The sequence below is a fragment of the Paenibacillus pectinilyticus genome (assembly GCF_001700435.1).
Classification (GTDB): Bacteria; Bacillota; Bacilli; order Paenibacillales; family NBRC-103111; genus Paenibacillus_E; species Paenibacillus_E pectinilyticus.
The window spans coordinates 1-20,707 of sequence record NZ_LYPC01000008.1; the positions used below are offsets into that span (position 1 = coordinate 1).

The 20,707-nt window shown below is 45.9% G+C and carries 20 protein-coding genes, 14 tRNA genes and 2 rRNA genes; 25 read left to right on the plus strand and 11 right to left on the minus strand.

From position 1 onward, the window contains the following. The 18 genes from A8709_RS01720 to A8709_RS01800 all read left to right on the plus strand — a co-directional run. Nucleotides 1-82: ribosomal RNA gene (locus tag A8709_RS01720) — 23S ribosomal RNA — on the plus strand; the annotation flags it as partial. A 173-nt stretch (nt 83-255) separates the two neighbouring features. Further along, nucleotides 256-372, plus strand: a 5S ribosomal RNA gene (rrf, locus tag A8709_RS01725). Between the two features lie 42 nt (nt 373-414). Further along, a tRNA-Ala gene (locus A8709_RS01730) sits at nt 415-490 on the plus strand. Nucleotides 491-494: 4 nt separating this feature from the next. Beyond that, nucleotides 495-570: transfer RNA gene (locus A8709_RS01735), tRNA-Asn, on the plus strand. Nucleotides 571-576: 6 nt separating this feature from the next. Then, nucleotides 577-651: transfer RNA gene (locus A8709_RS01740), tRNA-Glu, on the plus strand. A gap of 29 nt (nt 652-680) precedes the next feature. Beyond that, nucleotides 681-756, plus strand: a tRNA-Val gene (locus tag A8709_RS01745). A gap of 10 nt (nt 757-766) precedes the next feature. Then, nucleotides 767-843: transfer RNA gene (locus A8709_RS01750), tRNA-Asp, on the plus strand. A 15-nt stretch (nt 844-858) separates the two neighbouring features. Beyond that, nucleotides 859-934: transfer RNA gene (locus A8709_RS01755), tRNA-Lys, on the plus strand. Between the two features lie 19 nt (nt 935-953). Further along, nucleotides 954-1,033 (plus strand) — tRNA-Leu (locus tag A8709_RS01760). Between the two features lie 38 nt (nt 1,034-1,071). After that, nucleotides 1,072-1,146, plus strand: a tRNA-Gly gene (locus A8709_RS01765). A 10-nt stretch (nt 1,147-1,156) separates the two neighbouring features. Beyond that, nucleotides 1,157-1,227 (plus strand) — tRNA-Cys (locus A8709_RS01770). A gap of 13 nt (nt 1,228-1,240) precedes the next feature. Continuing rightward, nucleotides 1,241-1,326: transfer RNA gene (locus A8709_RS01775), tRNA-Leu, on the plus strand. 16 nt (nt 1,327-1,342) lie between these two features. Further along, nucleotides 1,343-1,419 (plus strand) — tRNA-Arg (locus A8709_RS01780). A gap of 6 nt (nt 1,420-1,425) precedes the next feature. Further along, nucleotides 1,426-1,495 (plus strand) — tRNA-Gly (locus tag A8709_RS01785). A gap of 16 nt (nt 1,496-1,511) precedes the next feature. Beyond that, nucleotides 1,512-1,588, plus strand: a tRNA-Arg gene (locus A8709_RS01790). Between the two features lie 6 nt (nt 1,589-1,594). Beyond that, nucleotides 1,595-1,665 (plus strand) — tRNA-Gly (locus A8709_RS01795). Nucleotides 1,666-2,086: 421 nt separating this feature from the next. After that, a complete protein-coding gene (locus A8709_RS34365) occupies nt 2,087-2,236 on the plus strand; it encodes a hypothetical protein (RefSeq protein ID WP_167356971.1) in 150 nt (49 codons plus the stop codon). Between the two features lie 124 nt (nt 2,237-2,360). Continuing rightward, a complete protein-coding gene (locus tag A8709_RS01800; protein ID WP_141692384.1) occupies nt 2,361-2,657 on the plus strand; it encodes a hypothetical protein in 297 nt (98 codons plus the stop codon). Nucleotides 2,658-2,746: 89 nt separating this feature from the next. On the opposite strand, the gene A8709_RS01805 is transcribed toward A8709_RS01800, so the two are convergent. The 4 genes from A8709_RS01805 to A8709_RS01820 are packed head-to-tail and all read right to left on the minus strand — an operon-like array spanning nt 2,747 to nt 7,933. Next, the gene (locus tag A8709_RS01805; RefSeq protein WP_065850498.1) at nt 2,747-3,814 is read right to left on the minus strand and encodes an ABC transporter substrate-binding protein; all 1,068 of its coding nucleotides are present in this window, start codon (nt 3,812-3,814) and stop codon (nt 2,747-2,749) included. A 42-nt stretch (nt 3,815-3,856) separates the two neighbouring features. Next, nucleotides 3,857-5,020 carry an amidohydrolase family protein gene (locus A8709_RS01810; RefSeq protein WP_065850499.1) on the minus strand — a complete coding sequence of 388 codons (1,164 nt, stop codon included), beginning with the start codon at nt 5,018-5,020 and terminating at the stop codon, nt 3,857-3,859. Nucleotides 5,021-5,075: 55 nt separating this feature from the next. Continuing rightward, nucleotides 5,076-6,665, minus strand: a complete 1,590-nt coding sequence (locus A8709_RS01815; RefSeq protein ID WP_065850500.1) for a PucR family transcriptional regulator — start codon at nt 6,663-6,665, stop codon at nt 5,076-5,078. A 20-nt stretch (nt 6,666-6,685) separates the two neighbouring features. Next, on the minus strand, nt 6,686-7,933 hold the full coding sequence (locus tag A8709_RS01820; RefSeq protein WP_244163068.1) for an amidohydrolase family protein: 1,248 nt from the start codon (nt 7,931-7,933) through the stop codon (nt 6,686-6,688). Between the two features lie 273 nt (nt 7,934-8,206). On the opposite strand from A8709_RS01820, the gene A8709_RS01825 reads away from it, so the two are divergent. Together A8709_RS01825 and A8709_RS01830 are read left to right on the plus strand one after the other, a co-directional pair. Then, nucleotides 8,207-9,172 (plus strand): MBL fold metallo-hydrolase, encoded by a 966-nt coding sequence (locus tag A8709_RS01825; protein WP_065850501.1) that lies wholly within the window; start codon nt 8,207-8,209, stop codon nt 9,170-9,172. Nucleotides 9,173-9,367: 195 nt separating this feature from the next. Beyond that, the gene (locus tag A8709_RS01830) at nt 9,368-9,943 is read left to right on the plus strand and encodes a histidine phosphatase family protein (RefSeq protein ID WP_065850502.1); all 576 of its coding nucleotides are present in this window, start codon (nt 9,368-9,370) and stop codon (nt 9,941-9,943) included. 275 nt (nt 9,944-10,218) lie between these two features. Here A8709_RS01830 and A8709_RS01840 read toward each other — a convergent pair whose 3' ends face one another. Beyond that, nucleotides 10,219-10,533 (minus strand): YnfA family protein, encoded by a 315-nt coding sequence (locus A8709_RS01840; RefSeq protein ID WP_084224599.1) that lies wholly within the window; start codon nt 10,531-10,533, stop codon nt 10,219-10,221. 117 nt (nt 10,534-10,650) lie between these two features. On the opposite strand from A8709_RS01840, the gene A8709_RS01845 reads away from it, so the two are divergent. Together A8709_RS01845 and A8709_RS01850 are read left to right on the plus strand one after the other, a co-directional pair. Then, nucleotides 10,651-11,196, plus strand: a complete 546-nt coding sequence (locus tag A8709_RS01845) for a GrpB family protein (protein WP_065850505.1) — start codon at nt 10,651-10,653, stop codon at nt 11,194-11,196. Between the two features lie 342 nt (nt 11,197-11,538). Further along, the gene (locus tag A8709_RS01850; RefSeq protein WP_065850519.1) at nt 11,539-12,318 is read left to right on the plus strand and encodes a squalene/phytoene synthase family protein; all 780 of its coding nucleotides are present in this window, start codon (nt 11,539-11,541) and stop codon (nt 12,316-12,318) included. Between the two features lie 70 nt (nt 12,319-12,388). On the opposite strand, the gene A8709_RS01855 is transcribed toward A8709_RS01850, so the two are convergent. The 6 genes from A8709_RS01855 to A8709_RS01880 form a co-directional block, all read right to left on the minus strand. Next, nucleotides 12,389-12,772 (minus strand): GyrI-like domain-containing protein, encoded by a 384-nt coding sequence (locus A8709_RS01855; protein WP_065850506.1) that lies wholly within the window; start codon nt 12,770-12,772, stop codon nt 12,389-12,391. A gap of 63 nt (nt 12,773-12,835) precedes the next feature. Next, the gene (locus tag A8709_RS01860; RefSeq protein WP_065850507.1) at nt 12,836-13,747 is read right to left on the minus strand and encodes a helix-turn-helix transcriptional regulator; all 912 of its coding nucleotides are present in this window, start codon (nt 13,745-13,747) and stop codon (nt 12,836-12,838) included. A 73-nt stretch (nt 13,748-13,820) separates the two neighbouring features. Further along, on the minus strand, nt 13,821-15,767 hold the full coding sequence (locus A8709_RS01865; RefSeq protein ID WP_065850508.1) for an ABC transporter permease: 1,947 nt from the start codon (nt 15,765-15,767) through the stop codon (nt 13,821-13,823). Beyond that, on the minus strand, nt 15,757-16,518 hold the full coding sequence (locus tag A8709_RS01870; RefSeq protein WP_065850509.1) for an ABC transporter ATP-binding protein: 762 nt from the start codon (nt 16,516-16,518) through the stop codon (nt 15,757-15,759). The genes A8709_RS01865 and A8709_RS01870 overlap by 11 nt, the downstream gene beginning before the upstream one ends. A gap of 100 nt (nt 16,519-16,618) precedes the next feature. Beyond that, complete coding sequence (locus A8709_RS01875) at nt 16,619-17,629, minus strand: sensor histidine kinase (RefSeq protein ID WP_065850510.1); 1,011 nt, start codon at nt 17,627-17,629, stop codon at nt 16,619-16,621. After that, nucleotides 17,626-18,318: a response regulator transcription factor gene (locus A8709_RS01880; RefSeq protein ID WP_065850511.1), complete on the minus strand. Its 693-nt coding sequence runs from the start codon at nt 18,316-18,318 to the stop codon at nt 17,626-17,628. The genes A8709_RS01875 and A8709_RS01880 overlap by 4 nt, the downstream gene beginning before the upstream one ends. A 132-nt stretch (nt 18,319-18,450) precedes the next feature. Between A8709_RS01880 and A8709_RS01885 the strand changes: the two genes are divergently transcribed. From A8709_RS01885 to A8709_RS01895, 3 genes are all read left to right on the plus strand, one after another. After that, the gene (locus A8709_RS01885; RefSeq protein ID WP_065850512.1) at nt 18,451-19,185 is read left to right on the plus strand and encodes a class I SAM-dependent methyltransferase; all 735 of its coding nucleotides are present in this window, start codon (nt 18,451-18,453) and stop codon (nt 19,183-19,185) included. Nucleotides 19,186-19,255: 70 nt separating this feature from the next. Continuing rightward, complete coding sequence (locus A8709_RS01890; protein ID WP_141692385.1) at nt 19,256-19,954, plus strand: hypothetical protein; 699 nt, start codon at nt 19,256-19,258, stop codon at nt 19,952-19,954. Between the two features lie 61 nt (nt 19,955-20,015). Then, nucleotides 20,016-20,648: a pyridoxamine 5'-phosphate oxidase family protein gene (locus tag A8709_RS01895; RefSeq protein ID WP_141692386.1), complete on the plus strand. Its 633-nt coding sequence runs from the start codon at nt 20,016-20,018 to the stop codon at nt 20,646-20,648. The last annotated feature ends 59 nt before the right edge of the window (nt 20,649-20,707 follow it).

Consider the following 20,707-nt stretch of genomic DNA (forward strand, 5'->3'; position numbering starts at 1 on the left):
GACGACGAGGTTGATAGGTTCGAGGTGGAAGTGCGGTAACGTATGCAGCTGACGAATACTAATCGGTCGAGGGCTTAACCATATATAGGGATCTTTAATCGTAGATTAAAGTCTCTCTACTGTATCCCAACCAAGTGAAGATAAGCTTTGTAGCGAATTCCGAGTACTTGATTGGGGCCCAGAAAATCCTAAGTAATTCAAACTTTACGTGCGTTTCGTATCTAGTTTTCAAGGCGCAACAAAACGCTTTGACTGTTTGGTGATGATGGCGGAGGGGACCCACGCGTTCCCATCTCGAACACGACCGTTAAGCCCTCCAGCGTCGATGGTACTTGAACCGCAGGGTTCTGGGAGAGTAGAACGTTGCCAAGCAGTGCCCCTTGTGGGTATTTTTTTTGTCAGTCCTTCACTAATGGGGCCATAGCTCAGCTGGGAGAGCGCCTGCCTTGCAAGCAGGAGGTCAGCGGTTCGATCCCGCTTGGCTCCACCATTATTCCCTGATAGCTCAGTTGGTAGAGCACTCGACTGTTAATCGAGTTGTCACAGGTTCGAGTCCTGTTCGGGGAGCCATTTTAAGGCCCGTTGGTCAAGTGGTTAAGACACCTCCCTTTCACGGAGGTAACAGGGGTTCGAGTCCCCTACGGGTCACCACTAAAATTACCCAAAAGATTTATTCCCATGGAGGCTTAGCTCAGCTGGGAGAGCATCTGCCTTACAAGCAGAGGGTCGGCGGTTCGATCCCGTCAGCCTCCACCATTATATATTTGGAGCTGTGGTGTAGTGGCCTAACATGCCTGCCTGTCACGCAGGAGACCGCGGGTTCGAATCCCGTCAGCTCCGCCATTTTTTCCAAAATATGAGTCATTAGCTCAGTTGGTAGAGCACCTGACTTTTAATCAGGGTGTCGTAGGTTCGAATCCTACATGACTCACCATTTGCCTTCTTTACAACATGCGCGTATGGCGGAATTGGCAGACGCACTAGACTTAGGATCTAGCGGGTGACCGTGGGGGTTCAAGTCCCTCTACGCGCATTAAATCCTCAAACACATTCATGTGTCTGAGGTACCCTGCGGAAGTGGCTCAGCGGTAGAGCATCGCCTTGCCAAGGCGAGGGTCGCGGGTTCGATCCCCGTCTTCCGCTCCATTCTTACTAAGGCGCCATAGCCAAGTGGTAAGGCAGAGCTCTGCAAAAGCTTTACCCCCAGTTCGAATCTGGGTGGTGCCTTCATTTTATATTAGCCGGAGTGGCGGAATCGGCAGACGCACAGGACTTAAAATCCTGCGGTAGGTGACTACCGTACCAGTTCAAGTCTGGTCTTCGGCACTTTCAAATTTCATACGCGCCCTTAGCTCAGCTGGATAGAGTATTTGACTACGAATCAAAAGGTCGGGAGTTCGAATCTCTCAGGGCGCGCCATTTTTTGCGGGCGTAGTTTAATGGTAGAACTTCAGCCTTCCAAGCTGATCGCGCGGGTTCGATTCCCGCCGCNGCACTTTCAAATTTCATACGCGCCCTTAGCTCAGCTGGATAGAGTATTTGACTACGAATCAAAAGGTCGGGAGTTCGAATCTCTCAGGGCGCGCCATTTTTTGCGGGCGTAGTTTAATGGTAGAACTTCAGCCTTCCAAGCTGATCGCGCGGGTTCGATTCCCGCCGCCCGCTTATAATGAAAAAAGACCGCCTCCGGGTGGTCTTTTTTCGTTTAAGTCAGGTAGGGAAGAGAGCCCGGGGAAGGGTTCGACCGTCCGTATATGCATCTCTGAATCAACCTGAGTAGGACGAGCGTCCAAATTTACCGCTAGATGCTTCCGTAGGAAGCAAGTACAATCGGAATTTGGAGTATTCCCGCCGCCCGCTTAAATGAAAAAGATCACCTTCGGGTGGTCTTTTTTTCATTTAAGTCAAGCAGGGAAGAGAGCCCGAGGAAGGATTCGACCGTTCGTATTGCATCATTAAAGCGGGCTGGAAAGAGAGTCCACAGAGGGTTCAAACGTTAAAATAGCAGTTGCTAAAAATGTATTGTATAACTCACACGGAAATGATAAGTTTATTCTGTATTATTTATATTACAGGAGGATGAAAGATGAAAAACGAACAAGGTAAGCCTATTTATTATGATGGAAGTGGTACGATTCAATTTCCTACGAAGACTCTGGCTGATAAGGATATCCTCATTAAGCCCACCGGTGTGAAAATCGAGCACGTTAAAATCCCTTATTTTCCATATCAATAATATTCATATCTAAACGCCGTTACACCTTAGTTTCCCACAGTTGTTTCCTTTTCGTTATCTTTCGATGTACACATTATTTGTAAACCTAATTGAATAGAAATTCCCCATCCGAGGATGAGAATCCATGACATTTTTAGCATACATAAAAGATATAACGAAATTGCCAATTTCAAAAAATGGATTAAGATCAGCTCGTGTTTGGAGGAGGTTTATGAGTACAATATATCGTGATTGTGATTTTCATAATGTCATGTTGTATGGACAATACATCATGGTAATGATTGATGGAAGAATGGCGGGTGGCGGACTTATTGCGTCATACGATGAGAAAGAGGTGCTAGTAGGGAGTAAGATATTCTCTCGCAGCCAATATACATTTGTGGTGTCTCCACCCCCACAATGTTATGTTGAGTTTATATAAAGCGAAGCGGCCTTCAGGTGGAGGGCAGCAGACACAACAAAAAGAGGCATCTACATGCCTCTTTTTGTTGCACATGGCGCGTTAACCGCTTATTTCGTCGGTAAAAACTCATCCGTGTACAAATCTTTCACCGGGATGTCCTCTTTGATCATGCCGGCTTCTTTCATTTGGCTAACGAGCGTTGTCCAACGTTCGTCGGACATGTAGCCGACACCATGCTCTTTGGCATCGCCGCCGAAGATGAAGTCTTTGGCCACGGCTTGCGCAGACTTGAGGTGATCGATGTCGTAATCTTTGTTAACGCCATTGAGGGCGTTATTTACTTCGTCACCGTGAGCGTAGTAGTAATCCCAGCCTTCGCTGGTTGCTTTGATGTAACGTTTGATCAGATCAGGATTCTTCTTGATAAAATCATCAGTGGCAATCACGACGTTACCATACGGGTTATAGCCGAGGTCAGCGTTCAGGAACCAGTCGACATCGACGCCTTGTTTTTTGAGGACATAGGGTTCATTAGTGGCAAAGCCTTGCGTGACGGAGTCTTTATCCGCGGTAAAGCCGGCCAGGGAGCCTGTGTAGTTCTGGATTTGGACATTGTTAAGCTTATATTTGTAACTGATATACTGCCAGAACGGGAAGCCGATCGCGGTGTACACTTTGCGGCCGTTTAAGTCTTCGATTTTCTTGATTCCGGAGTCTTTGTGGAAGATGAGGTTTTGCGGGTTGGTTTGCAAATTGGCATAGATGACTTTGACGGGAATGCCTTCTTTGCGGGCTAGTACGACTTCATCGGCATTAGCCATGGCGAATTGGACCTTGCCGCCAGCGACGAGCTGAACGTTGGATACTTGAGGCCCACCTTGTTGAAGCGTGATGTCGATGCCGGCTTTCTCGTAGAGATGTGCGACTTGAGCCGCATAGTGTCCACCCATCTCTGGTTGGGCGAACCAGCTCATGGCTTGCGTGACTTTGTCAGGCGAAGCCTTCGTGTTTGCGGCAGCTGTAGTTACTGCTCCAGAGGTAGAAGCAGCGGCTGGCGATGCTGTCCCAGGTGCGGATGATCCAGAAGACGACGTTGTACTCGTTCCACAAGCAGTGAGTAGAATGGCTGTTGCAATTGCGGCTGTACCTGCTTTAGTTTTCCCCAGTAATTTCATTCGAAATCTCCCCATTCCCTTTAAATGTTTGTAGAGCTTTTTCTATATTTTCCAAGCGTTCTGCAGCTGCCGTCCAGCAACAGGAACGCCTCGAACACTAACGATCTCACGTGGGGGTGCTGTAGCTGCGGCATGCTCGGGATTCACGGCAGCCAGCAGGATAAAGTCTGCAGGATCACCGATTTGAAATAGCCCTGCTGTAGAGCCCAGGTGCGGATAAACGGAGCGCAGCCGCTCATCGTCATTCCAGCGGTACTTATCTGCCATCCTGCGGCCTCGCATGAGCTGATCTGTGAACCCGAAGGGTGTCCAAGCATCAAGGCCAGTATGGTCGGAGCCGAGATAGACACGGACGCCTTCTGCCCTCAATTGCGCGACACGAGGCATTGCGGAATCAATCGGCACGCTGGTAATGATCGCGATGTCGAGTGTGGCTAATCGCCGAGCTATAGCGAGGGATTCATTTTCGGATACCTCGTCTAAGCAGTAGGCGTGACTGACGGCAACTTTGCCCATTTTACCCGACTGCTCGGTGTAATCCATAATACGCTCCAGAGTGAACAGGCCAAGGTGACCGGGATCGTGAAGGTGAATATCGACTTCGGCATCGTGGGCGACACTCAATTCGAAAATAGCGCTCAAACAGGCCTCGATATCTCGGTCTACACCAGCAGGATCAACGCCGCCTACGATAGTCGCGCCCTCCTGAAGGGCTTGATTAATGAGGTTAATCGATTGCGAGCGAATCAATCCCTGTTGGGGGAAGGCGACAATCTCAATGGTTAACGTCCCTAAGAATTCTTCCTGAAGCTCCCGCACCATAGCGAGATGGGAGAGTCCAATCTCGGGATCGATGTCGACGTGAACACGAAGGTGAGTCGTACCGAAGGCTAACATTTGCTGCAAGATGCTACGCGCACGTTCTTTCTGCCCACTTTTAAGCGGAGCTAGAAGATCCTTCTCCATTTGAAATTGAGCATATAGGGAACCGACCTTGTGCCGAGAAACCCATCGATCATCGGGGAAAGCTTTGTCTAGATGTACGTGATAATCCTTGAACGTGGGCACCATCAGCATGCCTTGTGCGTCCCAAGCAGGAACCTCCGGCGCTTGAGCGGCGGGTAGGATCTGGGCGATAGTGCCATTTTCCAAAAAGATGCTATGAAAGTCACCGTTTACAAGAACATTACTGAGCCATTGCCCCATCATTATTGCTCCTTTACATACAGTTAAGTCTGTTAATTAGTTGGCCGTTCATTCGTTAGGTTTTATTTTTGAGATAATTGCGAAAAAGAAAGGCTAGCTTCAAGCGAAGCAGGTCACTCATTTTTTTGAAATCCATTTGCAAAAGATCAGCAATCTTCTCCAATCGATATGAAACGGTGTTGCGATGTACGAATAGGTAACGACTAGTTTCATTAATAGATCCGTCATATTCGAAGTAAACTTCAAGCGTTAGGGCGAGTTCAGGATCGACATGTTTGCTCGTGCCATAGATAGGTTCCAAAACGTAAGTATAGTAGCTGTACATAGCTTCTTCGGACAGATGCTGAAATAAGGAGAATAGTTCGATGGATTCGTGATGCAGGACCGTTTGGGTCATGTGAAGGCGATCTGCGGCACGGTGTGTTTCTAAACATTCGTTATAAGCATCGAAAATGACCTCAGGCTGTGCCTTCGCTCGACTGACCCAGCAATGCAGGCCTGTAGTTGCAGAACGCGAGCTCAGATGGGATAAAGAGGAGGTCAGTGAAGCTAGAAACTCTTTCTTATGAAAAATCCGTTCCTCCGGTAGCGCGAAGATAGAAAGGAGTCCTTCTGTTAGATAGAAATGTTCCGACTCATAGTGTTGCAGCTGCGGATGATAAATAAAAGACTGGCGCACCTCATTCAAAAGTCTAGCGGCCCCCAATTGATCCGTAGAAATCGTCGTAAGTACGCATTGATAAGTACTGGACAGAACCGTGAGCTGGTGACTTTTGCAGTTCTTCATGAAATCGTGAAACGAGAGCTCGCGTTGGAAAAAGTCATGGAACACCTGACTCAGTGTGTGCAGGCGGGAGGGATTTTTGCCCTTCTGAATGTCTAATCCAAGATGGTAGGTTAGAATTTCGGCCGCTTGGTGGAACAAGGCTTCTTCCTCCTTCAGCATCAAGGGGGAGTTTACATACACTTTGAAAAATCCTGTACAACCATGCGGATCCATTAATGGGATGCGGAAGCATCTCGTGTCTCCAAAGCCCTCCCACTGCGGGGTTTTCGTCCATGGCCATTGGTGCAGGAGGATATCCTCCGACCACGATGTGTTATGGAAGAGAACATTGCCGCCTTGGCCAAAAACGGCAATAGGTTGACCAAGAATACCAGAAATCATATGAAAAATATCGGAGGATTCCTTGTTTCGCAGGGCGAATTGCATGAGCTGCTTTTGCTTTTCGAGGACGGTTTGCAGCTTCTTCGTCGTCTTCGTGTATTCGGCGTTGAATAAGGCATCCATTTGATCAGAAAAGGTAAATTCGAAGGGAAGCTCAAGGATCGGCATTTCTAAGCGATTGGCCTCATCATAGAGCTCCTGAGGGATCTCGTTCCAGTAGCGGCCGACTTTGATGCCCAGTCCTGCTCCGCCACGCTCATCTAGCATCCGTAAGGTGGAAAGCGCCATGTCCAGGTGATCCTTCATGACAAAAGCGGTCGTAAACAGCATCTCGCCAGACTTGATCCAATCGCCTGCATCAGGTGCGTCCATCACATTGACGGATCGCAATATGCGGGTGAGACCCTTCTCCCCAGCGACTAGCTTGGCACGTGACAAAGGATAAATGGTTAACGCTTCTTCAACGGTCAGGTGCATCTAATCCCCGCCTTTCCCCATTAAGAGCTCATTTGAGTATGATAAAAGGTTGTCTGTTTCACGGTTGAAGCTACCAGCTGTCCTCGCTTCCAGACGAATCGTCTTGGAGCACGTTCGTAGACGGCGCTTCGCAAATTGGACGCCTCCAAAAGGACAAGATCCGCATCAGCTCCTATATGGAGTCCGTAATTCGTAAGTTCGAGTGCTTGAGCGGCACGTGTGGTTACCATCTCTACGAGTGTGACTACGTCCTGTTTGGAGCCCATGTAGGCAGTCTGTGCGAGGAGCATGCCAATATCTAACGGGTCTGCCGTGCCAAATGGGGTAAAAGGATTCTGTATATTATTGCTGCCATATATCACATTCACGCCTTGCTCTAAGAGTAGCGACACGGGAGTTAATCCACGTCTATGACGGTGATCATCGCCACGCCCGCCTAGGTATAGGTCTGTCGCTGGCAGCGACATGACGTGAATGCCGGCCTCCGCAATAGATTGGCAGATGGTCCTGGCCTCTCCATAAGGAAGTGAACCGAGTGAGGTTAGATGTCCGACACTTACGCGTCCTTGCATACCATACGCATGTGTCATCCGGATGATGGTCAGAATGGCTAGCATGGACGGATCGTCCGAGAAATCCACATGCAGGTCTAGGGGCTTATTGAAAGCTTTTGCCAAGTCAAAAACGGTGGTGAGATGTTCTTGCAGATCCCCATCCTGATAAGTGATCCCGCCGACGACGTCAGCACCGAGCTGTAGGGCTTGAATGAGCAGTTCTTCCGTGCCAGGCTGTTTCTGGATGCCTTCTTGCGGGAAGGCAACGATTTGCAGCGTGATCTGGTCACGGTAGTGTTCTTTCAGCTTTAGCATCACTTCGAGGCTCAGCAGACCAACGATAGGATCAATCTCCGCATGACACCGCATGTGGGTCACACCGTGGGCAATGGCTTGTTGGATCACTTGGATCGAACGAGCTTCGATATCTTTTTTGGTAAAAGAGCGTTTAAGCTCTAAGGTAGAAGCGATCGCTTGCTCGACGGAGTTAGCGTCTTGCGTCATTTGATTCAAGAGGAAGGCCTTATCGAGATGAATATGCGGTTCTATGAAGCCGGGGAGCAGTACTCTCCCCTCAGCTTGTATGAGTTGACCGGCACTGAGCACGTTCGGGTCGTTAGGGAGATGCTGCCTAAGGGAGATGATTCTCCCGTCTTTAATACCGACATCCATCAAGGTGTCGAATTGAGGGTTAGCAAAACATTGGATGATCAAATCGGGCGCTATATCGTCTCACCTCATTTATGTTAGATAAATTTACATAACGTTGATTTATTAACTGAATTATAGGACTGTTTGCTAAAAACAGTCAATGGATTGTAAGGTGGATTGTATTTTTCATTAAAAGCAGAGGGTTAATTGTGATTTTGTAAATATATTTGTTAATTAATATGACATCGAATTGTGCGGGTTAAGCGGATTTGTAATACCCTTGTGATGCACGATATAGTAGTTACATAAGGTTAGATGAGGAATGGGGATGAATGTATGGCGCAGAAGCGATATACCAATATAGATCCAACAGCGAAAACGAAGACATGGAAAGAAGTTCGCCGCTGGCAGAAGGAACGCAAGGGGAAAGTCAAAGATCTGACGTTCCGTGTAGGGCAATCCGAGCATAAGCAGCCGGAGCTTTTGAAGCGAAATCATGATAAGGTGACGATTACATGGATTGGTCATTCCACTTTTGTCCTGCAGATAGCGGGATTAACGATTGTGACAGATCCTGTCTGGGCCACAAAGATGGGTTTCGCGCAGCGGATTGAGGAGCCAGGTCTACCGATAGAGGAGCTGCCGCCGGTTGATGTGATTGTGTTATCGCATTCGCATTATGACCATTTACATGTGGCATCGTTAAAAAAGCTAAAAGGTAATCCTGTTGTACTGGTACCGGAAGGTTTGGGTGCGAAGATTCGGAAGCTTCGGTCTGGGGATGATGTTATCGAACTACCTTGGTGGGGAAGTAAGACCGTTGGTGGTGTTGAATTTCATTTTGTGCCAGCGCAGCATTGGACAAGGCGTACCCTGACAGATACGAATACCTCGCTCTGGGGTGGATGGATCATGAAGCGAGCGACGGGGTTGAAAGCTGCAGATGCAGATACGGTGGGCGAAGGCGATACGATTTATTTTGCTGGGGATAGTGGGTATTTCGCGGGGTTTCGTGAGATTGGTGAGAGATTTCCAGGGATAAACTATGCGTTAATGCCAATCGGCGCGTATGAGCCAGAGTGGTTCATGGGCATGCAGCACGTGTCTCCGGAAGAGGCGGTTCAGGCTTTCCTTGATGTTGGGGCAAAGTTATTCATCCCGATGCATTATGGGGCATTTCGGTTGGCGGACGATACGCCGAAGGAGGCGTTGGATCGGTTACTGGCGGATTGGCAGCGGCGAGGACTTGATCTGAACGGGTTGAAGCTGTTGAAGCATGGGGAAACGCTAGTTGGTAAATAGGGACGTTTGTACAGGTGCTGGAGCGCAGGGAGATGAATTCCTGAACTTCAACACCTTTTTTCATGAGGGAAGGAGGAGGCTCTAAGAAGCTTTAATCGTTGAGGTTCTGAATGGTAGACTTTTGAGAGAATGATTAGGTAAAATAAGCCTAGTATGAGGTGAAGATCAGCTGCGACGTAGGAGGAGATATTCTAAATGAAAACCACTATTTACATGGTTAGGCATGCGGAATCGCCTTTTGAATTCGGGCAAGAGAAGACACGCGGATTATCGGAGGAAGGTTTTGCGGCGGCCAAACAGGTTGCTGAGTTATTCACAAGTCTGGATATTCATTATATGGCTTCCAGTACATATACTAGGGCCGTGCAGACCATTCAAAATATAGCAGAACAAAAGTCTCTACCTATCGTAGAATTCGAGGAACTTATTGAACGTTCGATTAAAGGTTTGGACTATAATTCTTCGTGGGACGAGTTATACGAGGGAATTCGTAGATCTTTTGAAGATCTTGATTTCGCCTTAGAAGGCGGAGAATCTACACGATTAGCACAGCAAAGGGCTGTGCCTGTCATTGAGAAACTTTTGCAGGAGCAGCAGGGGAATAGCATGGTCATTGGTACACATGGAAATATCATGACGATCATTATGAATTATTATGATAGGGCGTACGGGTTCGATTTCTGGGAGGGGACGTCGAAGCCGGATGTGTATCGAATGATTTTTGAGGGGAATCAGTTGGAGGGAATTGAGAGGGTTTGGGGACGGAAGTAATTCATTGAACATTGCTAGTAATTTCAACAAGAGAGGGTTGCAGATGAACATGAATGATACGGTAAGCTTAAGTCTTGGAGGATCTTACGTTGTGGCTCCAGACAATCCAAGAAAGACAAAAAATCGAGGCAGGAAATGCATGATTCTTTCTTTCGAAATGAATGATGGGGATCTAGACATTAGGGTGATCTATCTCGATACCAGTAGAGAGGTACTGCTTAAGTTTAGTGATTTGAAGCCAATTACGGAGTGATATAGCACCTGCAACATAACGACTAACCCCTTGGTGCCCACAACATGATCGAGACGCCGATTACGCAAACCGCGGCACCGATCCAATCGTACATGTCGGGTGTCTTTTTATCGATGAGCCAGCCCCACAATACGGCCAAAACAATGAAAACGCCGCCGTAGGCTGCATAAATGCGCCCGAACGAAGGGAAGTTTTGCAACGTTGGAATGATGCCATATAGGATGAGGACAAAACCTCCGACGATGCCGTACCAAAGGGGTTTGGACTCGCGCAGCCATAGCCAAACTAAGTAGCCTCCGCCGATCTCAGCGAGCCCTGCAATGATGAATATGAGCATGGATAGTAACAAATGGAAGCCTCCTTGGAGCTGATTTTATAATAAAAGTATAGTTGGGATAAGCCTTTGTAGTCTATGGAGAAGTGAAGTTAATCTATGCAGATAAGGGAGTTAACGATGGAGGATCAATGGAAAATAGCCAAGCACGATCCGCAATGGAAACAGGAATTCGTTGATTTGGCTTCGAAATTAAGGGATTCTATGGGTGATCAGGCCATTCGAATTGATCACGTTGGCTCTACATCAGTGTTGGGCCTGGATGCCAAACCCATTATCGATATCAAACTATCCGTAAGGGATATTGAGGATATTTTGTCCTATAGAGGCAAAATTGAAAAAGTGGGTTTTATTTTACGAGAGGACAATCCAGATCAGACAAAGAGGTACTTTCGGGAAGTGCCAGGCAATCGGAGAGTGCATCTTCATGTCAGGCAAGCAGGCAGCTTCTCTGAGCAGTTGAATTTACTCTTTAGAGATTATTTGCGTGACCATCCAGCAGATTGTTTAAGATATGCGGAAGAAAAACACCGCTTATTTGAGTTATTCAAGAACGACCGTTCAAGTTATGTGGATGGTAAAGCGCCGATCGTGTGGGACATCATTCACAAAGCACATCTTTGGTCACAAGAAATAGGATGGAAACCAGGTTTATCTGATATGTAAAAGAAGGCTACCGATCTAAATGCCATCGGAGGCCTTCTTTTTTTAGGTAATTAGGAAGTTTCGTTATTTTTGTAATTTATTTGGGAATAATCCATAATAAACGGCGAAGCTCTCAAGTCATTTACTACATTTCCCAACAAAGGGATCAGTTTGTAAATGATGCATATTTATCTGAAATATTGACACTTTTGTGTAGTGAAGCTTAGTTTGGTCAACTTTTGTTTATTGTTTTGGATTAACAATATTAAAATATGTTATCATGAGATAACATTATAAATAAGCGAAAAGGCTAGTACATACTTGGAGGTAATTACCATTAGTACCGATACCCTGAATGATGCAATGACCATGTTGAAACAAACAAGCCGAACTTTCTATATACCGATAAGCAGCTTGGACGCAGGATTAAAAGAGGCGGTCACATCTGCTTATTTATGCATGCGGGCCATCGATGAAATTGAGGATCACGAGGACCTTCCGGACCATTTGAAAATAGAGCTCTTAGCTGGTGTGCATAGCGCCTTTCAAGCAGAGGATATTATCGATGCGATCAAAAAATTGCTAGCGCCGCATAAGGCCGTTTTGCCGGAAGTTTCGATGCGATTGGATGAGTGGCTGCTTCTCTGTCCGTCAACGGCAACCCCAATCATTAAGCAGTATATTGCTAAAATGTCGATCGAAATGTCCGAATGGGTTCAAAACGGTTGGAGCATTCATACGGAGGAAGATTTGGATCGCTATACCTACAGCGTGGCTGGGATGGTTGGCGAAATGCTGTCCGAACTATGGTTATGGCATGATGGAACGGAATCCGATCGGGATAAGGCCATTGCTTTCGGCAGAGGATTGCAAGCGGTAAATATTCTCCGTAATAAGTTGGAGGATGGGAAACGTGGCGTGAACTTCTTCCCTGATGGCTGGGGGTTCAAAGAAATGCAGCAGTACACGCGTCGCAATTTAGAACTTGCTGATGCGTACATCGCGGATTTGAAGCAGGGGCCGGCATTGAAGTTCTGCAAAGTGCCGTTGGCGCTAGCTCATGCGACCGTCAAACTGCTAGCGGCTGGCGGGAACAAGTTGACGCGGGATGCGGTTTTGAAGATTGTAAGTAAAGTGACGTAAGGACGAGTACGACAAGATAGGAAGAAGAAGCCTGCTGAGGTTAAAGCGGGCTTCTTTTTCGTATTCCTGATTAAATGGATAGAAATATTTGTATACTTCCATCTTTCGAATAGAATTCAAAATCAGTTTTATAGGCTCGTTGAATATCACTTTTCCAAATATCCTCCCAAGCATGAAAGACGCCCTGTGGGTCGGTATGATCCACTTCTACAACATGGTAGTTTCCTGCTAGAATGAGGACCTTACTTTCATCCACAGATGTTTCTTCAGAGCCAATGAGCAAGTCATAATCACCTGTAAAATCACTTGAATAATGATGATAAACAGCATAGATATCACCTTTTACTTGTAAACGAAGAAATTCTTCCCACAGACTACCTATTTTGTCTGTATGTTGATTATTGGTTCTTATTTTTTTGCCATAAATAAGCTTTTCAGTTGCTGTTGCATGCATGTATATGTCCTCCTACAAGTTTTAATATAGAAAATATAACATTCATAATATGACAACAGTCTGTCAGCTTTCATAAATAAATGCTATTTCATTCCTATATGCTTGTTTGAGCCATAGTGGCGATACTATCTTTACATACCTGCCGAACATGAGTACAAATGGCAATATATTTTTAGCACTGTCATAAAGAAAAATTACTTGAATACTTCCATCTTCAAGGATGGATAGTTCATCTTCCGTAAAAAAATCGTATAGCTTACCAAGTTCACTTTTGGAAAAAAGTAATATTATTTCCTCAACGTTTACGGACTTAGGCGTTAAGTGTTCATTTTCCACTGTATAAACGCTCCGAGTGTCGTCAAGTATGACCTCCATACTTCTGATCCTAGTCAATTTGAATAATCTTAAAGCTTGTTTGGACTCACAAAAAGCTTCCAAATACCAACTGCCATTCATAAAATTTAATTTTAAAGGTTGAATAATTCTACTCGACATATTGGCCGTTTGTGATACATATTGAATGCACATTTTATGTCCCTCATTAATGATAGAGAGCACTTTTTTTATTTTTAATTTGGTTTCTTCTTCTATCGATTCTCGGTGTAAGGTAGATGATGTTATTGTAATCGAAGAATGAAATTCTTCCTTATTTTCTTTCAAAAGCTCTATTTTTCTTTGTAACACGGATAATTGCTGATTATCGAATAACTCACTTTTTAATACTAAACCTTCTAATAAAAATCTCTTTTCTTCTTCATTAAATGTAAATTTATCGAGTTGATAGTTATCGATTAAAGTAAAACCACCATTTTTACCTAGATAAGAAATAATAGGGATTCCGATTGCTGATAGAGCATCCATATCTCGATAGATCGTTCTTGTACTTACTTCGAATTCATTGGCTAGTTCATCGGCAGAAACTAATTTTTTCTTTAATAAATAGATAAGTATGGAGAACATTCTCGCTGTTTTCATGGCATCCCCCTTGTCGGATCACCTTTTTACCATATGGCTTAAACTGGTAGAAAGCAAGGCTTGATAGTATCCATCACAAAGCCCGCTCAATCACCCTCCGATAATGGCGAACCGAAAGTATTCCGAATACCGAGTAAAGCGCTGTGTACAGCACCATGACGATCAACATCGGGGTCCATAGCTCTGTGCCGAATAGGAACCAGCCCGATTGGATGGCGAAGTAACTGTGGAGCAGCCCGATGACTAAGGGGATACCGAAGTTAAATAACTGCTTGAGTTTAATGCCATTCAATAAATCATTTTGCGTGAAACCTAGTTTTCTTAGTACGGTATAGGACGATTTCTCGTCTTCGCTCTCATCCATTTGCTTGAAATACAGAATACAGCCAGATGTAATGAGGAAGGTAAGCCCAAGGAAACCGACGATGAACATCAATAAGCCCATGGTATTCTTCAGATCATTCGATGTATTTAAGCGAGAATCATAGGCTTTATTGTCGTCAAATCCTAGTGTATGAAAAATTTGATTGGCAGCCTCTATTTGTTTCTCATCCACAATGTCAATCCCGATGTAAAGGGAGGATTTCCGCTGTAGTTCAGGATCGAGATCTTGTTTTAATTTCTGAAATACGGAGTCATCTACGACAGTAACCGGTAGGTCGCCATTGGAAAAATACCAGGAGATGTAGGAATGTTTCTCCAGACCAATATACGTTTGTGGAATGACAGAATGCTGTCCACTTAATCGAATTTGACCGCTATTTTGGAAACGAACGAATTTCAGCATAAGGTCGCTGGTACTAGTAAGCATCGTTTGATCGGGGGTCAAATCAATGGAGCCCGTTGCTTTGTCGCTGATGACAGCCATCCGCATGACCGTCGAATCCATCAGAAGATTACCCATATTAGATGCCATAATCTCGCTGAGATCGGCACGAGCTTGAATGACTTCTATCGTCGTATCCTTGTGCTGGATGCTATCTGCCTCTAAAGCAGCCTTAAACCGATTCGCATCGTTCACTTCCGTAATCGCAAAGTGAGCGGGTACGTTCTTTTTCGCTGTTTTATCAGCAGAATAGTAGGAGATGTAGCTTAAGGACAGCAAGCCTATGGCAAGTGCAGACACCGTCGTGATGACGGTCAAAAGCAGGGCATTGGATTTCATGCGATACATGATGGAGGCCAGGGATAGTACCTCGTGCACGTTCAAATAGCCATTTTTCTTCTTCCGGACGAGGTTTAGAATCAATCGAACGGAACCTTTGTAGAACAGGTAGGTACCGATGATGACTGAAGCCAGAATGACGATCATCCCTCCGAACAGCTGCATGACGGTTGTTAAATTGCCGTTCAACAACCGGGTGGATACGAAGTAGCCAACTAGAATGAGGCATAGGCCAACGAAACCAAAGACAGCTTCGAAGGTGGACATCTGTTTCACTTTGGCTTCGGTCGAGGTAGACACTCGGAACAGTGACAGGATGGTCTGTCTTTGGATAAACAAATAATTGACCAACATAATACAGACATAGATAACGCCGAACACAACGAGGGTCTGAATGAGCGCCTGTACCGAAAAGTGAAGCGAAGCGGTCGCCTTAATCCTCGTGAGATGAAATAAAATCATCAGAATGAGCTTTGATACGGAGAATCCGATGAACGTCCCCACGACGAGTGACCCGAAGTAGAGGATGAAATTCTCGGTGCTCAGAATGCGAAAGATACGCAATTTCGTCATGCCGATGAGTTGTAAAAGGCCGATTTCTTTACTGCGTCTTTTCACAAAGATGTTATTGGCATATAAGTTGAAAATCAACACAATAGCAATAAGTAAGATAGAAGCCGATCGGAGCGCAGCTGCGCCTTTAATCGACCCTTTGGCCGCATCAAGCGCAGGATCATACTGCAAAGTGACGAAAGCGAAATACAGGGCAACGCTAAACATGAGGGCGAACACGTACAAGTAGTAATGTTTGATATTCGCTTTCAGATTCTGGAGAATGAGTTGATTAATGCTCATCGTGCACACCGCCCAGCACACCTTGGGTCTTCATAATGTCTTGGAAGAAGGCTTGCCTGCTCTCTTGACCTCTATAAATTTGGGAATAGATCTGTCCGTCTTTGATGAAAATAACCCTGGAGCTATAGCTAGCGGCAACCGAATCATGCGTGACCATGACGATGCTCGCTTGTCTTGTTTGGTTCATGGCGCTCAGCTTATTCAGCATGTCCGAAGCTGATTTGGAATCAAGTGCTCCCGTAGGCTCATCCGCGAAAATAATCGCAGGCTCATGGATGAAAGCTCTAGCTGCTGAGGTACGCTGTTTTTGCCCGCCAGAGATTTCGTTCGGGTACTTGTCTTTCAATTCATAGATGCCTAGTTCCTCTGCGACAGCTTGAAACTGCCGATCAGCTTCTTGCCGCGACACCTTCGTGATCGACAATGGCAGCAGGATGTTTTCCTTCACAGTAAGCGTATCTAGCAAGTTATAGTCTTGGAAAATGAACCCCAGATGATGCTTCCGAAATTCAGCTAGCTGCTTCTCCTTCATACGTGTTGTTTCATTCCCATTGATATGAATGGAACCTTGACTCAGCTTGTCGATGGAGGAAAGCACGTTGAGCAGCGTCGTTTTCCCAGAGCCGGAAGGGCCCATAATACTGACGAATTCCCCTTTTTCGATGGCGATGTCGAGTCCCCTGAGGACTTCTTGTTTGTTATGTTTGTTCCCGAAGCTTTTATGAATTTTGACAGCCTGTAAAATAGGCATAATGCGCACACTCCTTTACTCGATAGCTTTATTATAAAAAGCTGCGCCGCATTTATCCTTCGATTGGACGAACAAAGCAGAGAGGCATGTGACATTATTGTCACATGCCTGTTAGGCGTACGAGTTCATTTTTCTGTGGAAACGTGAGGGTGAACGTCGTCCCCACGCCAACCTCTGCTTGCACGGCCATCTGGATGTGCAAAGGTTCTGCGGCTTTTCGAGCCAAATATAAGCCCATGCCGGTCGCGGCGCTGTCCTGATGCCAGGTCGTAGACGTGAAGCCTTTATCAAAGATGCGCGGCAGATCCTTCGCGTCAATGCCACGCCCGAAGTCAGTCACTTCGATGACCATTCGTTCATGCTCGAGGAAGCTCTTCACAATGATATCCGGCGATAAGTTATCGCTGTATTTCACCGCATTCGTCAGGATTTGACGAAGGATGAAAGCGAGCCATTTGGCATCGCTCAGCACCGTCGTGGCGTCTAACTGGACGTCAAAACCGATCCCCTTTTGAATACACCAGGATTGCAAAGATTTAATCTCCATATAAAGGAGATCTTCCACATTAACGTTCTCGATATAGAGATCGTTTTCAATGGAAGGAAGCCGCTGCTGGTGGAGCTGCTGATCCAGGAGATGGTGAATACGCAGCCATTCATAGGTCAGAGTAGCTTTCATCGCATCGTTCTCCAAACGGCCAATCATCAGATGCATCGCTGTGAGCGGCGTTTTGACTTCATGGATCCAAGACAAGAGCTCGTCCTTCTCCTGCTCTAGCGCGATTTGCTGCCGCGAGGCCGTCTGCCGGAGTCGTTCGGTTTGGTCCGTTAGGGCGGTATCTATGATGTGCTCGAAAGGACTGGCTGCGCCCACGATACCGGATACATCGAGATTGTTTTCCCAATCTTTTAACCGTTTCATATAAGCCGTTTCTTTGTTAAAGCGAATGATCAGGAAGATGGCGAACAGCATCAAGGATAGGAAAACAATATACAGCACAGGGCTGAAGGGAATCGAAAGGTCTAGATACGCGATTAACAGCAGGAGTATTTGTCCGCAAAGGAACATCCCAATCCAACTTTTTCTCTCTATCAGGAACGTTTTAATCATAGTGTGGGGGACTCTTCCGTTGCGATGTAGCCTTGCCCGACCTTGGTTTCAATGTACTGACCTAGATTCAGTTCGTCGAGCTTCTTTCGGAGCCGATTCACGTTCACAGTCAACGTATTATCGCTGACAAACCGCTGGTCATTCCACAAGCTGTTGATGATGGCTTCGCGGCTGACGATTGTATTTTTGTGCTCGATGAGGAGCTTCAGAATGTAGATTTCATTCTTCGTCAATTCAATAGATCCAGCGGGATTACTAACGATATTCTTCTCAAAATCGACCGTTGCACCGCACCATGTTTTGAGCTTAATTTGCTCCGTATTATAGTTATACACGCGGCGGAGGATGGCATGAATTTTGGCAATCAGCACGTCAAAATGAAAGGGCTTTTGGATGAAATCATCGGCCCCAAGCTGCATGGACATCACCATATCTGTAGGATGATCGCGCGAAGAGAGGAACACAATAGGCACATTGGAATGCGTCCGGATCATGCGACACCAATGAAAGCCGTCGAATTTGGGCAGTTGAATATCAATAATCACTAGATCTGGCTTCAGGTCAATAAATGCCTCCACCACTTTATTAAAATCGGCGATGCCATGAATCTCATACGACCATTTGGCCAGCCGTTCTTTTATTTCTGCGAATAGTGTCGCGTCATCTTCGATCAGTAAGATTTTAAACAGTGGAAATCACCTGCTTCCAGTCATTCTTTGAATACTAAGCTCATTTTAATGTAAAATGATGAGAAGTGCTAACCTCCGTTCGTTCATTTTAGCAAATGATACCAGTAATTCAAGTTGGGAGTTTTGATGACAATGAAACAGAATAAATACGATGATCTTGGATTTTTCGAAAAATATAGTGAAATGCCTCGTTCCATTGGCGGCCTAGATGCGGCTGGGGAGTGGCCTGTACTGCGTACAATGCTTCCCTCGCTTCGCGATAAACGTGTTCTTGACCTTGGCTGCGGTTATGGCTGGCATTGCAAGTATGCACGCGAACAGGGAGCTCAATCTGTGGTTGGGGTAGATCTCTCTGAGAAAATGTTAGACTATGCCAGAGCTCATAATCATGATCCTGCGATCGAGTATCGGAGGGGGGCCATTGAAGATATTCAATTTGAAGCTGAACAATTTGATGTCGTGATCAGCTCACTGGCTCTCCACTACGTGGAGGATTTTGGGGCAGTGTGCCGTGAAATTCATCACCTCCTCGCAGCAGGCGGGAGCTTCGTCCTCTCTGTGGAACATCCGATATTTACCGCGTTGGCCGCGCAAGACTGGCATTACGGCCCGGAGGGGGAGCGGTTGCACTGGCCTGTCGACAACTACCAGAGCGAAGGGCTGCGAGAGGCGAGATTCCTAGACAATGATGTTATTAAATATCATCGCACGATCGCGACCTACATGAATGCCTTAATCGATGCGGGCTTCCGGATTACGAGGCTTTCCGAACCACAGCCGACGCAAGAGGCGCTGGATGCGTATCCGGAGATGAAAGATGAAACGCGTCGTCCGATTTTCCTTTTGATCGCAGCGGTTAAGAATTAAAGCGGTCGTAAATTCTGTCCTGTTGCCCTTCGTGGCGGCAGGATTTTTTTCATTTTCGCAAATGGGTTGAATGATTGAAACATTACATGGGAAAGCGCGTCTAAGCATAGAGGAATTATTTGGAAGGAAGTGGCGTGTGAAGAAAGGTTTGATTTTCTTGACGTTTATGATGCTATGTAGCTGCCTAAGTATGGCAGTACCCAATAAGACGTATGCCTGTAGTTGTATGAAGCCGCCAGATCCGATAAAAGCTGTTGCACAATCGAAAGCCGTATTCTCCGGCACGGTGCTCGACATCAAACGCCAAGTGCTGGACATAGACGGGATTATTGAGCAACAAATCGCCGTGTTATTCGATGTCGAGCAAACGTGGAAAGGGTTGAATCAAACCCAAGTCATGGTTCTCACTAATCTGGACGAGCCTGCATGTGGATATCATTTTCAAGTGGGTCAAACCTATCTCGTCTTCGCTGGAAGCTATAATTATAATAAGGAGTTACTGGGGACAAGTAATTGTTCCTTAACGAAAGGGATTTCCGTTGCTGCGGCGGATTTGAACCAGATCGGGCAAGGTGAAAAGCCAACAGAGATCGTGAGCTTGCAACATAAGATGGACAGGATGGCGTACACAAATAGGTGGGCCTACGTAACTATGATTGTACATCGAATCATTCATCATCATTTGGATGAGCTGATGGTCGTTGGTGGGATCCTTGTGGCAGGTGGATTCATACTGGTTCTGCTTATAAGGAAGAGAAGGGGATTATGAAGGTGAAGTTGAAAAATGAAGAGATGATTTTACATTCACGGAGGGGATACTTGTGTGTGCTATACATATCAATCGTAAGGAGTTCGTCTCAACGGAAGAGGAGCTGAGATCCCTCATTGGGTATCCAAGCGGATTGGTTAACCATAAGGTTATTTCTCATATAGACCAGCATTGCAGAGATTTCATCGCCAAGTCGCCGTTCATCTTCATGTCCACTTCGGATGCGTCAGGTAAGTGTGATGTATCACCAAGAGGAGATTCGGCGGGGTTCGTTCACGTTATTGATGAGACCTATCTTGTGATACCAGATCGACCTGGGAATAAACGAATGGACACGATATGCAATGTCATTTCAAATCCAGAAATAGGTTTAATTTTTATCATACCAGGCTTAGGGGAAACACTGCGAATCAATGGACAAGCTTATATCACGAAGGATAAAGAATTGTTACAATCCATGGCGGTGAATGAGAAGATACCGTTATTAGGAATCGTGGTGGCTGTGGAAGAATGCTTTATTCATTGTGCAAAAGCCTTCCGTCGCTCGAGCCTCTGGGAACCGTCATCCTGGTTGAACCCATCTGAGTTACCCTCGGCATCCAACATATTATCCGATCATGCTAAACTAGATGGCATGACGCCTGAGGTCATATCCGATCGATTGAAGGAAGGATATCAGAAGCGACTTTACTAATTGTTTGATACAAAGGGAACCCTTCATTCAATACAAACGACCATTTAATCATAATTATG

Bases quoted from the DNA above. Each gene is read 5' to 3' on its own strand.
- A8709_RS34365 (WP_167356971.1), top strand. From the start codon at position 2,087: ATGAAAAACGAACAAGGTAAGCCTATTTATTATGATGGAAGTGGTACG.
- A8709_RS01800 (WP_141692384.1), top strand. From the start codon at position 2,361: ATGACATTTTTAGCATACATAAAAGATATAACGAAATTGCCAATTTCA.
- A8709_RS01805 (WP_065850498.1), bottom strand. From the start codon at position 3,814: ATGAAATTACTGGGGAAAACTAAAGCAGGTACAGCCGCAATTGCAACA.
- A8709_RS01810 (WP_065850499.1), bottom strand. From the start codon at position 5,020: ATGGGGCAATGGCTCAGTAATGTTCTTGTAAACGGTGACTTTCATAGC.
- A8709_RS01815 (WP_065850500.1), bottom strand. From the start codon at position 6,665: ATGCACCTGACCGTTGAAGAAGCGTTAACCATTTATCCTTTGTCACGT.
- A8709_RS01825 (WP_065850501.1), top strand. From the start codon at position 8,207: ATGGCGCAGAAGCGATATACCAATATAGATCCAACAGCGAAAACGAAG.
- A8709_RS01830 (WP_065850502.1), top strand. From the start codon at position 9,368: ATGAAAACCACTATTTACATGGTTAGGCATGCGGAATCGCCTTTTGAA.
- A8709_RS01840 (WP_084224599.1), bottom strand. From the start codon at position 10,533: ATGCTCATATTCATCATTGCAGGGCTCGCTGAGATCGGCGGAGGCTAC.
- A8709_RS01845 (WP_065850505.1), top strand. From the start codon at position 10,651: ATGGAGGATCAATGGAAAATAGCCAAGCACGATCCGCAATGGAAACAG.
- A8709_RS01850 (WP_065850519.1), top strand. From the start codon at position 11,539: ATGACCATGTTGAAACAAACAAGCCGAACTTTCTATATACCGATAAGC.
- A8709_RS01855 (WP_065850506.1), bottom strand. From the start codon at position 12,772: ATGCATGCAACAGCAACTGAAAAGCTTATTTATGGCAAAAAAATAAGA.
- A8709_RS01860 (WP_065850507.1), bottom strand. From the start codon at position 13,747: ATGAAAACAGCGAGAATGTTCTCCATACTTATCTATTTATTAAAGAAA.
- A8709_RS01865 (WP_065850508.1), bottom strand. From the start codon at position 15,767: ATGAGCATTAATCAACTCATTCTCCAGAATCTGAAAGCGAATATCAAA.
- A8709_RS01870 (WP_065850509.1), bottom strand. From the start codon at position 16,518: ATGCCTATTTTACAGGCTGTCAAAATTCATAAAAGCTTCGGGAACAAA.
- A8709_RS01875 (WP_065850510.1), bottom strand. From the start codon at position 17,629: ATGATTAAAACGTTCCTGATAGAGAGAAAAAGTTGGATTGGGATGTTC.
- A8709_RS01885 (WP_065850512.1), top strand. From the start codon at position 18,451: ATGAAACAGAATAAATACGATGATCTTGGATTTTTCGAAAAATATAGT.
- A8709_RS01890 (WP_141692385.1), top strand. From the start codon at position 19,256: ATGATTGAAACATTACATGGGAAAGCGCGTCTAAGCATAGAGGAATTA.